We start from the raw sequence: 13209 nt of genomic DNA, 5'->3' as shown, positions 1-13209 counted from the left end.
GCTCAGACCGAGCGAACCTGATCGATCAGGTCGAACAGGGCGTCGTCGTCGGCGCCGTCGATGTTGTCGACCACGCTGTGCGCGCCGCCGCGTAGGGTGCGCGCGAGCGCGTCGATCCGGTCGAGCAGTTCACCGACCCGGTCCTGCGGCAGGTCCACGCCCGCCCACCCCGCGGCGAGCGCGTCGAGCTGCGCGGCGATCCGTTCGACCGGGTCGTCCAGCGGCGCGATCTCGGTGCGCAGGTACTCGGCCAGTGCCGCGGCATTGGGGTAGTCGAAGACGATGGTCGTGCGCAGCCGCACGCCGGTGGCCGCTTCGAGGCGGTTGCGGAATTCCACGGCGCCCAGCGAGTCGAAACCCAGATCGGTGAAGGCGGTGTCGGCCGGCACCGCCTCCGCCGAGACGTGCCCGAGCACCGCCGCGGCGTGTGCACGGATCACGCCGAGCACCACCCGCTCCTGTTCGGCGGCGTCCAGACCGGACAGGCTCGTGACCAGGGCCGCCGATTCGTCGGACCCCCCGCCGGCCGCGCGGCGCGGACCGCGTGGCAGTGACCGCAGCATCGCGGGCAACTCGTCGTCACCGACCGAGCCGAGCGCGGTGAGGTCGAGCCGCGCGGGCACCGCCAGCGCTCTGCCGGTCGCCAACGCGCTGTCGAACAGCGCCAGCCCGTCGTCGTCGGTGAGCGGCACGAGGCCGTCCCGGCGCATCCGGCGCAGATCCCGCTCGGTGAGGTGGCCGGTGATTCCGGTGCCGCGCTCCCACAACCCCCACGCCAGGGCGGTGGCGGGCAGGCCATGATGTCTGCGGTGCTGGGCCAGCGCGTCGAGGAAGCCGTTGGCCGCGGCATAGTTCGCTTGACCGGGATTGCCGAGCAGCCCGGAGATCGAGGAGTACATGACGAACATCGACAGAGGTCGGCCCTCGGTCACCTCGTTCAGTAGCCAGGCCGCGTCGGCCTTCGGGCCGAACACCTTCGCGAGGTGCTCGGGGGTCTGAGCGGCGAACAACGCGTCGTCGACGACGCCGGCGGTGTGCACCACCGCGGTCAGCGGATGCGCTGGGGGGATCGCGGCGACCAGAGCGGTGAGCGCGTCGCGGTCGCTCACATCGCACGCGGTGATGTCGACGTGGGCGCCGAGCGCGGACAGTTCGGCGGCGAGTTCGGCGGCGCCGTCGGCGTCGGGGCCACGACGGCTGGTCAACAGCAGGCGCCGCGCGCCGTACCCGGACACCAGGTGACGGGCGGCCAGTGCGCCGAGTCCGCCGGTGCCGCCGGTCACCAGGACTGTGCCGTCACGGTCGAGTGGGATGGGCACCGTCAGCACGTACTTGCCGATGTGGCGGGCCTGGCTGAGCTGCCGGAATGCTTCCGGCGCTCGCCGCACATCCCAGGAGGTCACCGGAAGCGGCCGCAGGACACCGGATTCGAACAGGGTGTGTAGTTCGGTCAGGATCTCGCGCAGGCGGTCGGGTCCGGCATCCATCAGCAGGAAGTTGCGGTACCGGACGCCGGGGTGGGTGAGGGCGATCTCGTCGGCGTCCCGCAGGTCGGTCAGGCCCATCTCGATGAACCGACCACCGCGCGGCAGCAGGTCGAGCGAGGCGTCCACCTTGTCGCCCGCCAGCGAATCGAGGACGACGTCGACGCCGCGCCCGCCGGTCGCTTCGAGAAATTTGTCCTTGAACTCGGTGGTACGGGTGCTGGCGATACGGCCGTCGGTGAAACCGTTCGCGCGCAACGCATTCCACTTGCCTGGGCTGGCGGTGACATACAGGTCCAGTCCGAGATGCCGGGCGAGCTGCACCGCGGCCATGCCGACACCACCGGTGGCGGCGTGGATGAGCAGCGACTCTCCCGCTCGCGCTTCGGCCAGATCGACCAGCGAATAGTACGCGGTGGCGAACACGATGGGTGCGGCCGCCGCCTGCTGGAAGGACCAGCCGGTCGGCATCGGAACCACGGTGCGCCGATCGGCCACCGCCGTCGCGCCGATACCGGTGAAGATGCCCATCACCGCGTCGCCGACTGCGAAATCGGTGACACCGGGGCCGATTTCGACAACCACACCCGCCCCCTCGCCACCGATCGCGGTATCGGGGATCGGATACATCCCGAGCACGATCAGCACATCACGGAAGTTGACGCCCGCCGCCCGTACCGCGATCCGCAGCTGGCCGGGCTCGAGCGGCACGCTCTCGGGCTGTGCGGCCAGCACCATGTTGTCGCCGTGCAGCGTGCCGCGCCCACGGTCGACGAGCTGCCATCGACCCTCATGGAGTGCTTCGGTGGACCCGACCGTGTCCGCCCCGGCGCGAACCAGGCGTGGTGCCTGTAGTTCGCCGTGCCGGATGGCCAGCTGCGGCTCGGTGGTCGATCCGGCGGCCAGGCGTGCGGCATCCCGGTAGCCGTCGGGGTCGTCGAGATCCAGCAGCGCGATCCGGCCCGGGTGTTCGTTCTGCGCGGTGCGCAGCAGACCCCACACCGCGGCGCCTACCAGGTCGTCGACGTCCTCGGCGCCGTGGACCGCGACCGCGCCGCTGGTGACGAAGACGATCAGTGCCCCGGAGAATTCGTCGTCGAGGAGCAGGGCGCGCACTGCGGTCTGCGCATTGCTCACCTGCTCGGCGACCGGCTGGGATCGGTCGGCCGGATCGAGCCGGACGACGACCAGCTCGCTATCCGCACAGTGCTCGGCCACAACACCGCGCGCCGTGTCCACGGGGGCCCAGTTGCCTTGGGCTGCATCGGGTTCGGGTGCGGCAACGCCGACCCAGTTCACTTCGTAGAGTCCGCCGTCCGAGGCCGGGCGTCGGCCCAGCGCTGCCGACGGGATCGCGCGCAAGGCCAGCGATTGGGCGGTGGCCACCGGCTTGCCCGCCGTGTCGCTGACCTCGAGACGGATCCGGTCGGTACCGACCGGTGTGAGACGAACACGCAGCGATGACGCGCCCACCGCGTGCAGCGCGACGCCTTCCCACGCGAACGGCAGCTTCACCGCACCGGAGTCGGTGGGCCCGACTGTGCCCGTCGCGATCATCGCGTGCAGGGCGGCATCGAGCAGCGCCGGGTGCAGGCCGAAGTCGGTGGCGTCGGCAGCGGCTGATTCGGGCAGTGCTACTTCGGCGAGCACCTGCTCACCGTGCCGCCAGGTCCGGCCGAGACCGCGGAAAGCCGGGCCGTATTCGTAGCCTGCGGTCGCCATCGCGTCGTACGGGTCGTGCGTGGTGACCAGGACCGCGCCGACGGGCGGCCACGGCCCCTTCGTCTCCGAAGCCACGGTTTCAACCGGTTGCAGCGTGCCCGTGGCGTGCCCGGTCCACGGCAGTTCTTGCGCCGATGTCGTTCGAGGACGAGAGGAAACGGTGAGTGTCCGATGCCCGGACTGCTCCGCCGGTCCGACCTGCACTTGCACGTCCACCGCCCCGGTATCGGGAATCACGAGCGGGGATTCGAGGACGAGTTCACCGACCACCGGGCATTGCACCGATCGGCCCGCGTACCAGGCGAGTTCGATGAACGCGGTACCCGGAAGCAGCACCGATCCGGCGATCCGGTGCCCGGACAACCACGGGTGTGTGCGCAAGGACAGCTGGCCGGTGAGCAGCAGCCCGCCGTCGGCGGCGAGACCGACCTGCGCCCCGAGCAGCGGATGCTCGGCGTCGTCGAGCCCGGCGCCGCGGACATTCCCGCGCTCGCCCACCTCGAGCCAGAACCGGTCGCGTTGGAAGGCGTAGGTGGGCAGATCCACCGGGCGGGCGCCTGCGCCGTCGAACAGTGTGGTCAGGTCCAGGGCTGCGCCCTGGCAGTGCAGCGCGGCCAACCCCACCACGAACGCGAGATCACCGGCGATACCCGGGCGCTGCAACGCGGCCGCCGTGAGCGCCGTGTCGTCGTCGGCGATCTCGTGCACCATCGCCGTCAGCGCGGCGCCCGGTCCCATCTCGGCGAAACAACTCACGCCGCCCTGCTCCCGGGCCCACCGCACCGCGTCCAGATATCGGACCGGTTCGCGGAGATGGCTCACCCAGTACTCGGGGGAGCACAACTGTGCCGCCTCGGCCACCTTGCCGGTGAGCGCCGAGATCACCGGGACAGTCGGTGGGTGATAGGTCAACCCTCGGCAGACCGCGGCGAATTCGGGGAGGACGGCATCCATGTGTGGCGAGTGGAACGCGTGGCTCACCCGCAGCCGGGTGGTGCGGATACCGTCGGCGGCCAACTGTTCCGCGAGAGCGGACACCGGAGCCTCCGCGCCCGAAACCACTACTGATGCAGGCCCGTTCACCGCCGCAACACCGACATCGTCGTAGCGGCGGACCAGATCGGCGACGGTCTCCGGATCCGCGGCGACCGCCACCATCGCACCGCCCACGGGAGCGGACTGCATGAGCCTGCCCCGCGCGGCCACCAAGGCGCAGGCATCGGCCAGGGACCAGACCCCGGCGACATAGGCCGCAGTGATCTCGCCGATGGAGTGCCCCATGACGAAAGCCGGTCGTAGCCCCCATGATTCGGCCAGCCGGTACATCGCCACCTCGGTGGCGAACAGTGCCATCTGCGCGACCTCGGTGCTGTCGAGCGCCGCACCGGAGTCCTCGGTGAGCACCAGTTCGCGCACCGGAATCGCGCAGTGGTTGCCGAATTCGACGCAAACGGCGTCGAACGCGGCGCGATAGGCCGCATAGCCGTCGTACAGTTCCCGCCCCATCCCCGTCCGCTGGGTGCCTTGCCCAGGGAACATCACCGCAGACACGGCCGCATGCGCACTGCCGCGTACCACATTCCGCGCATCGCCGCCTTGCGCGACCGCCCGCAGCCCCTCGGTCAATTCCTCATGGTTCCGCCCGGCGATGACGGCTCGGTGCTCGAACCGAGCGCGCGTATCGAGCAGCGACAACCCGATATCGACGGGCTCGACCGCAGGGTCCGTCGCGAGCTGGTCGAGCAGGGCAGCGGCTTGGGCGGCAACGGCATCCGCGGACCGGGCGGTGACCACCCACGGAATTACCGGTGGCGGGACGACATCCCGTGCAGGCTGGACCGGGTACTCACCCCGTTCGATCACCACATGGGCGTTGGTGCCGCTGATGCCGAACGACGACACCGCGGCGCGCGGCGGACGACCCGCGGCAGGCCACGGCCGGACCTCGGTCACCAACCGGACTGCCCCCGACGACCAGTCCGCGTGTGGGGTCGGTTCGTCGACATTCAACGTCGGCGGCACCATGCCGTGCCGCATCGCCATCACCATCTTGATCAACCCGCCTACTCCCGCGGCGGCCTGCGTGTGCCCCATATTCGACTTGAGCGACCCCAGCAGCAGCGCCTGCTCGTCGTCGCGTTCCGCCCCGTAGGTCGCGAGCAACGCCTCCGCCTCGATCGGATCACCGAGGCGCGTGCCGGTTCCGTGCGCCTCGACCACATCCACCTCGTCGGTGCGCAGACCCGCGTCCGCCAGCGCCGCGCGGATCACGCGCTGCTGCGATCGTCCGTTCGGTGCGGTCAGACCGTTCGACGCACCGTCGGAGTTCACCGCCGTACCACGGATCAGCCCCAGGATCCGGTGTCCGTGCCTGCGGGCCTCGGATGCCCGCTCGAGCAGCAGCATCCCGACACCCTCGCCCCACGCCGTGCCGTCCGCCCCCGCCGCGAAGGATTTGCATCGACCGTCGGCCGCCAGCGCCCGCTGGGCGGAGAACGCGACGAACGCCGCGGGGGTGGTCATCACGGTGACACCGCCGGCCAGCGCCAGGGTCGTCTCACCGGCGCGCAGCGACCGCACGGCCTGATGGATCGCGACCAGCGACGACGAGCAGGCTGTATCGACCGTGACAGCGGGACCCTCCAAACCGAGGACATAGGCCACCCGCCCCGACGCGATGCTCGAGGCCTGCCCGGTCATCAGGAAGTTCTCGATGCGCTCGCGCACCCGGTCGTCGAGATCGCGCGAAGACGGGCCCTGCACATCCGGCATGAGGCCGACATACACACCGGTGTCGCTTCCGCGCACCGTGGTCGGGTCGATGCCCGCCCGTTCGAAGGTCTCCCACGCGGTCTCGAGTATCAATCGTTGCTGTGGGTCCATCGCCAGTGCTTCGCGCGGGCTGATACCGAAGAAGTTCGCGTCGAACGCGGTGGCGCCCGCGACGAAGCCGCCCGTGCGCACATACGATTTGCCCGCGACCCCTGGTTCGGGATCGAACAGCCCTGCCACATCCCAGCCTCGATCGGTCGGCCATTCGGTCACCAGGTCACGCCCATCCAGCACCGCCTGCCACAGCTGCTCGGGCGAACTGATCCCACCCGGATACCGGCACGCCATTCCGACAATGGCAATCGGTTCACACGCCTGCGCTTCGAGCTCGTCGAGGCGCGTCCGGGTGGTCTGCAATTCCCGGATCGCCTTCTTCATGTATGTGCGCAGTTCGTCTTCGCGGGCCATTGAGCAGGACTCCTCGGTGGGCGGAATGTGACAGAAACGAGTAGTGCAGCGGGATCGGGCATTCTGCCGGCGATCTACTCGGCAACACTCACGGCCTCACGCTACGACAACGGGGCCCGAATCAGCCGCGCCGCGAACGGCTTTGGGAAACGACCAACGGTCCGGCCGTGGTCCCTGACATTTTCCAAACGTATTGCCACGGCTTTGTCGGGATTCGTAAGGTCATGCGCCATGGTCAGAACTCCCGAACCGGTACCGGATCAACACGGCAGGCGATTCGTTGTCACCGGCGCCAACGGTGGCCTCGGTGCGATCGTGACGCGCACCCTCGCCGACCGTGGTGCAACGGTGGTCATGGCGTGTCGGGACCCGGAAAGGGGGCGTGCGGTCGCCGACCGGATAGCGGGCGATGTCACCGTGGCCGCCCTCGACCTGGCCGATCTGGCCGATGTGCGGCGGTTCGCACAGGAATGCGGCGAATTCGACGTCCTCGTCAACAATGCCGGGTTGATGAACGTACCATTCGCCCGCACCGTCGATGGATTCGAAATGCAGTTCGGAGTCAACCACCTCGGACATTTCGCACTCACCGGCCTTCTGCTGGACAAGGTGCGGGACCGGATCGTGTCCTTGTCGAGTATTTCGCACGGCTGGACGAAATCACTCCCACTCGACGATCTGCGTTTCGAACGGCGCCGATACCATCGTTCGACTGCCTATGCCGAATCGAAACTGTCGACGCTGATATTCGGCCGTGAATTGCAGCGCAGACTTCGCGAAACCGGGTCGACGCTGCGCTCCTACGCCGTGCACCCCGGCGTGGCCCCGACCGGGCTCGTCGCCAGGACCCAGACTCCGCTCGACTACGTCGCCGAGCCCTTCATCCGGCTGGTCGGCCAATCCCGCACCGCCGCCGCGCAATCCACGCTCTACGCGGCCACCGCACCGGCGGCCGACCCCGACATCTACTGGGGTCCGACCAGGTTGTTCAACACCCGAGGACCGGTCGGTGCGTGCCCGTCGAGCGCGCTGTCGCGAGACCGCACCCTGTGGCAGCAGTTGTGGACGGCGTCCGAACAAGCGACCGGAGTTCGCTACCCCACAGCGGCGGTGACGCATGGGGATTAGCGTTCGCGCCCTTGCCTTTGCGGCGGTGATCGGTGTGTGCGCGGCGTCGGGAACACATTCCGCGGCCGGATCGCCGCCGGTGTATCCGATCCCGGACCCCGACCCGTTCTACGCCGCACCCGCCGACATCGCCGCCGCCGACCCTGGTGCGGTGCTCGCGGTCCGCGTGCAGGAACCGCTGCCGTATTTCCCCACGGCCACCGTCACCTTGGTGAAGTTCCGTTCCGCCGACTCACACGGCCGCCCGATCGCGGCGACCACCACGATCCTCACACCCCGCGACCATCGCCCCGGCGCCCCGCTGCTGTCCTATCAGCACATCATCAACGGTCTCGGCACCCAGTGCGCGGTCTCGCGCGCGCTCTACGCCTACGATCCCAATCTGCTCTATCGTGCTGTGCCGCTGCTGAACACGATGCTGTTGCGCGGCTGGAGCATCGCTCTACCCGATCATCTCGGTCCGAATGCCGCCTACGGTGCGGCCAGGCTCGGCGGACAGCTCACCCTCGACGGCATCCGCGCCGCGACCAGGGTCCCCGAGCTCGGACTCGCGGACAGCCCGGCCGCCCTGCTCGGCTACTCCGGCGGTGGGATGGCCACCGGCTGGGCAGCCGCGCTCGCCCCGCGGTACGCACCCGAACTCCGCCTGGTCGGCGCCGCGCAGGGCGGTGTGCCGATGAACATCACCACCATGGCCCGCACTCTCGGCCTCGCACCGCATCCCATGTTCGGACTGGCGATGGCCGCTGCGCTCGGGCTCGAACGCGAATATCCCGACCGCCTCCCGATCAGCGCGCAACTCAACGACACCGGATTGGCTGTCCGCGACGCGATGGCCAACGGCTGCACCGTCGAAGTGATCGCCGCGGGTGCCATGCACAGCGCCGCCGACCTCGCGTCCACCGTCTCGCTGATCGACGACCCGCGCGTCTGGGAAGTGAGCGACGCGAACAGCCTCGAATTGTTCGACGGCGTGCCGACCATGCCCGTGTTCGAATGGCACACCCCGATCGATCCGCTGATCCCCGTCGACGCCATCGATCGCACCACCCGGCGCTACTGCGCAGCCGGCACACCGGTGCGCTCGGAGCTCTATCCGAGCCCCGACCACCTGGCCACCGCAGTGCTCGGCTTCCCGTCCGCGGTCGACTGGCTCGACGCTCGGTTCCGCGGTGAGCCCGCGCCGAGCAACTGCTGACCCAACTCTCCCAAAGATCGAGGATCGACCATGCGCCGCATCTGGCCGGCCGTACTGGCTGTGCTGTTCTATGCCGTCACCGCGAGTGTCTTCGCCCCGGTAGCGACCTCCGAGCCGCGATATCCCACCCCGGAAGCCGACCCGTTCTTCACAGCACCGCCCGATATCGGCGATTTCGCTCCCGGTGATGTGGTGCGGCAACGGAAATTCGACCTGGGCCCGTACCAGGGCACCGACATCTGGCACGTCGCCTTTCGCTCGACCAACTCCTCGGGCGACCCGATCATGGGCGTCACCACGGTACTGATCCCGACGGGCGTGCCGAATCCGCCGCTGGTCTCGTATCAGGCGCTGATCAATTCGCTCGGCACCAAGTGCAATCCTTCTCACTCGCTCGTCAACGACGAAACTCCGGACGCGTTCGGCGCGGCGCTGCCGCTGGCACGCGGCTGGGCTGTCGCCCTGCCGGACTACCTCGGCCCGAATGTCGCCTATGGGGCCGCCAAACTCAGCGGCATGGTGACCCTCGACAGCGTGCGCGCACTCCAGCGCGCCCCTGAACTCGGCCTGGACCAGTCCCCGATCGCCCTGGCCGGCTACTCGGGCGGAGGACTGGCGACTGCTTGGGCCGCCGCCATGCAGCCGACCTACGCGCCCGAGCTCACCCTTGCCGGCGTCGCCGCGGGCGGTATTCCCGCCGACCTCGAACAGATGGCCCTCGGCATCGGTTTCGGGAACCATCCCGGCTTCGGCCTCGCCTGGGCAGCGGCGATGGGCTTGGAACGCGAATACCCGCAGCGGCTGCCCATTTCCGACCAGCTCAACGCCGAGGGCCGGTGGTTCCGCGACTTCACCGCCGACGAATGCCGCCGTTTCCTGCTGTTCCACGGTGTGCTCCGCAGCGCCGAACAACTCGCGGCGACGAGGTCCCTGATGGACGATCCCGAAGCGCGAGCGGTACTGCGGGAGAACAGTTTGCGGCACTATCCGGGCCTGCCCCAGACACCTACGATGCTCTGGCAAGGCGAATTCGACGCACTCACCCCCTTCGACGCCGTCGCCGACGTCGCCCGGCGCTACTGCGCGGCAGGGGTAGCGCTCACCTTCTCCCGGTACCAGATCGCCGAGCACATGACGACCGCGGTGGCGGGTCTGCCCGAAGCCTGGAACTTCATCGAGGCCCGATTCCGCGGCGAACCCGCACCGACCCGCTGTCGATCATGATCGGCTGCAAACAGCAGGCGTCTTAGGGAAGAGCAACACACACGCCTGGTGTCCAACCGTGACGTTCTCCAACCATCGCCGCGTAGACACACCGTGACCGTGCAGGTTTGGCTATACCTACAGATCTGATCTCCACCGCTTGGCCGAACGAATTCGTCGCCGTGCAACCGCAGAGAACCAGCGGGCTCGCTCTGGCTGCAGAGCCGCACAGTGGAGCCGAGCCCGGGCGAAGGGAACAACAGATGTCCGTCGAGAATCTCGCCAGAGAATCGCTGACCATCTCCGGCAAACCGGCATCGTCTCCACTCAAGGACGTCCGCAATCTTTCCCGGCAGATGGTCGGACATTTCGTCGCCAACGTCATCCCGTGCGGCACCCTGCCCGGCGAGGCGATCGCGGGCGATGTCACCACCATCACCCGCATTTGCCTGGAATTCGCCGTCGGAATGCTCGACGGCCGCGATATTCCGGGCCAATTGCAGCGGTTGCAGGACGCGGCAGGCGGCTGGGCCCGCGAAGGAGTCCCGATCGACACGATCCACCACTCGATCGCCGAAGGCTTCAAGATGGGCCTGGATCTGGTGGTGTCGAGCGCATCGGTGAAGGATTACGACAGCCTCATCGACGGGGCGAAAATGGTGGTCGAGATGCTCGACACGATCACCGCCCAGGTGTCCCTCGCCTATGTGCGTGAATTGCGCAGTGTCATCAGCGAACATCACACCGCGGTGCACACACTCACCTCGGCGTTGCTCGGCGGCCACAGCACCTCGACCATGGCCCGGGAATGCGGCATCGCCATCGCCGAGCAATACGCCGTGCTCGCCTTGTCATTCCCGCCGCACGCTCAAGAAAGCATTCCCGCTCTCGACCAGAAGGTCGTTGCCCGGCGCAAATTGCGTCGCGTGCAAGCCGAATTGGCGAAACGCTGCGGCGATTCGGCGCTGTCACTGCTCAGCGTCGACGGCGGCACCGTGCTCATCCCGGCCGACACCTTCGACCGCGACGGCTGGGCCGCACTCGTCGCCCAACTCTCCCATGCCGCGCAGGTCGGAATCACCGCCGCCCTCGTCGAAACCAGCACCGTCGGCATCCCCGACGCCGCCGACCAAGCCCACGAACTCCTCGACATGGTCCAGCGCCTCGACGTCACCTCCGGGCTCTACCGCTTCGACGAACTCGCCCTCGAATACCAGCTCACCCGCCCCGGACCCGGCCGCGAATTCCTCGGCTCGTTGCTCGACCCCCTCGACCCTTTCCCCGAACTCCTCGAAACCCTGCAACGCCATATCGCCAACAACCTCAACCGCCAACGCACCGCCCGCCTCCTGCACGTGCACACCAACACCGTCGACTACCGGCTCAAGCGCATCGGCCAACTCACCGGCTTCGACCCCACCCAACCGGTGGGCCTGTGGTACATGCGTTCTGCCCTCGTCGCCCGCAGCTACCGCGCCACGACGTCGGGTCAACTGTGACCGGAAGGCTGGTCCGCCGGCCGCGACGCACTGTCCCCGGGTTCGCTCCAGTCGCTCACGTCTTGTCCTGCCCTCGGCCGGGATGCGAAGGAATACCTCGACAAAATCCCCGTTGCGGGAAGCCGACATCCGCGCCGTCGTAACGGCGACGATGCACCGTCTGCGCGGCTCCTATCCGGTCTCCGAACAAGCCGGGTAGCCTGCCGCGCGACGGCGCGGACGAGTCTTCGCTGTCACCCGGAACGGGTGAGCCGGACTCGCCGTCGCTCACCTACGGTTCACTCGTACCGAATTCGACAGCCCAGCCGGCGGGACGAGGAGCGATGGACGACCACGCGGTGCCCACGGCGATTCCCTTGCTGGTGCTGGGTACTGTGCTCATGTACTCCCTGGTGGCAACCCGGCTCGGTCGCGCGAATGTCACCGCACCGATGGTGTTCGTAGCCGCGGGAGTGCTCGCCGGGGGCACGGGGCTCGGGCTGGTCCACGCCACACCGGATGCGCATTGGTTGCTGAATGTCGCGGAGATCACTTTGGCGTTGTTGCTCTTCTCCGACGCCTCACATCTTCGGCTGCGAGATGTCAGCGGCGATCGCGGACCTGCGTTGCGCCTGTTGCTGATCGGATTGCCGCTGACACTGGTGGCGGGAACCGTGCTCGCCTACGTGGTGTTCCCCGAAGACGGCCTCGCGGCGGCCGCCCTGATCGCGGCCCTGATCGCACCTACCGACGCTGCCCTCGGCGCCGCTGTCGTCACCGATACGCGGGTTCCGTCGCGAGTTCGTCGCCTCCTGACTGTGGAAAGCGGCCTCAACGACGGCCTGGTGACACCGGTGGTGGCTGTGCTGATGGTGGTTGTCGCCTCCGAATCAGGACAGCTGGGCCAACAGCGCTGGGTTGTCGACCTGGTCTGGTCCTTGGCGATCGCCGCCGTGGTGGCGGTGTGCGTCGGCGGTTCGGGCGGCGCGGTGTTGCGTCGGTGCCGCGCCCACGCGTGGACCTCACGGCTGTCGGAGCAGTCGGCGGTTCTGGCACTGGCGCTGCTGTGCTACTTCGTGGCGGTGGCCGTCGACGGAAATGGTTTCGTCGCCGCGTTCCTCGGTGGCGTGTGCTTCGGTCATCTCGTCGACGACGAGCTGCGCGCGCAGACCGAGTTCACCGAAACGACGGGGCTGCTGGCGTCTTCGGTCGTGTGGATCGCCTTCGGTGCGGCACTGGTAGGACCGGCACTCGCCGACGCGACCATTCGCACGTATGTCGTCGCGATCGGCGCCCTGACCGTGGTGCGGATCGTCCCGTGGTTGTGGCGATGGCCGGCTATGGCTGGGGGATGCCGACGATGCTGTTCGTCGGCTGGTTCGGACCGCGCGGGCTGGCCACCGTGATCTTCGCGCTGATCCTCGAGGAACTGGGTACGGTCGCACTCGCCGACCAGGTGGTCGACATCGCCGCGGTGACGGTGGTGCTGTCGGTCGTGGTCCACGGCCTCAGTGCAGCACCGCTGGCCGCCCGTTACGGGCGATGGACGACCGGCCTTCCCAACGACGCACCCGAGAAGGTGTCGGTGGCGCCACCATCGACACGGCGAATCGTCCTGCATGCCCCCGCGAGCATCATCGACGTTCCCGGCGGCCACGACCCCGGCACGAAGGGCGACGAAAACCCTCCGCCAGCCGACGCGTAAACCCTCGGATCGCAGTCGTGGCACCCTTGCGTGCACGAATCGTTCTGGCAG

7 protein-coding genes are annotated in these 13209 nt (G+C 68.4%); 6 read left to right on the top strand and 1 reads right to left on the bottom strand.

The features are described from left to right. Positions 1-2 precede the first annotated feature (2 nt). Positions 3-6446, bottom strand: coding sequence for a type I polyketide synthase (locus AB0F86_RS09015; protein ID WP_356983085.1), 6444 nt, complete (start codon positions 6444-6446; stop codon positions 3-5). A gap of 231 nt (positions 6447-6677) precedes the next feature. Between AB0F86_RS09015 and AB0F86_RS09010 the strand changes: the two genes are divergently transcribed. From AB0F86_RS09010 to AB0F86_RS08985, 6 genes are all read left to right on the top strand, one after another. Beyond that, complete coding sequence (locus tag AB0F86_RS09010; RefSeq protein WP_356983083.1) at positions 6678-7574, top strand: oxidoreductase; 897 nt, start codon at positions 6678-6680, stop codon at positions 7572-7574. Further along, entirely contained in the window at positions 7564-8772 is a 1209-nt protein-coding gene (locus AB0F86_RS09005; protein WP_356983082.1) for a lipase family protein, read from the top strand. The genes AB0F86_RS09010 and AB0F86_RS09005 overlap by 11 nt, the downstream gene beginning before the upstream one ends. Before the next feature lie 30 nt (positions 8773-8802). Further along, on the top strand, positions 8803-9996 hold the full coding sequence (locus tag AB0F86_RS09000; protein ID WP_356983080.1) for a lipase family protein: 1194 nt from the start codon (positions 8803-8805) through the stop codon (positions 9994-9996). Between the two features lie 242 nt (positions 9997-10238). Further along, a complete protein-coding gene (locus AB0F86_RS08995) occupies positions 10239-11474 on the top strand; it encodes a helix-turn-helix domain-containing protein (protein WP_225279674.1) in 1236 nt (411 codons plus the stop codon). Positions 11475-11797: 323 nt separating this feature from the next. After that, entirely contained in the window at positions 11798-12859 is a 1062-nt protein-coding gene (locus AB0F86_RS08990) for a cation:proton antiporter (RefSeq protein ID WP_356983078.1), read from the top strand. Next, positions 12805-13158: a hypothetical protein gene (locus AB0F86_RS08985; protein WP_356983077.1), complete on the top strand. Its 354-nt coding sequence runs from the start codon at positions 12805-12807 to the stop codon at positions 13156-13158. The genes AB0F86_RS08990 and AB0F86_RS08985 overlap by 55 nt, the downstream gene beginning before the upstream one ends. Positions 13159-13209: the final 51 nt, after the last annotated feature.

The sequence above is a fragment of the Nocardia sp. NPDC023733 genome (assembly GCF_040639775.1).
Classification (GTDB): domain Bacteria; phylum Actinomycetota; class Actinomycetes; order Mycobacteriales; family Mycobacteriaceae; genus Nocardia; species Nocardia rosealba.
The sequence above is the reverse complement of the archived record's forward strand: the minus strand, read 5'-3'. Positions and strand labels throughout refer to the sequence as shown.

Coding starts and splice junctions, on each gene's coding strand:
- AB0F86_RS09000 (WP_356983080.1), top strand. CDS start 8,803: ATGCGCCGCATCTGGCCGGCCGTACTGGCTGTGCTGTTCTATGCCGTC.
- AB0F86_RS09005 (WP_356983082.1), top strand. CDS start 7,564: ATGGGGATTAGCGTTCGCGCCCTTGCCTTTGCGGCGGTGATCGGTGTG.
- AB0F86_RS08990 (WP_356983078.1), top strand. CDS start 11,798: ATGGACGACCACGCGGTGCCCACGGCGATTCCCTTGCTGGTGCTGGGT.
- AB0F86_RS09015 (WP_356983085.1), bottom strand. CDS start 6,446: ATGGCCCGCGAAGACGAACTGCGCACATACATGAAGAAGGCGATCCGG.
- AB0F86_RS09010 (WP_356983083.1), top strand. CDS start 6,678: ATGGTCAGAACTCCCGAACCGGTACCGGATCAACACGGCAGGCGATTC.
- AB0F86_RS08985 (WP_356983077.1), top strand. CDS start 12,805: ATGCCGACGATGCTGTTCGTCGGCTGGTTCGGACCGCGCGGGCTGGCC.
- AB0F86_RS08995 (WP_225279674.1), top strand. CDS start 10,239: ATGTCCGTCGAGAATCTCGCCAGAGAATCGCTGACCATCTCCGGCAAA.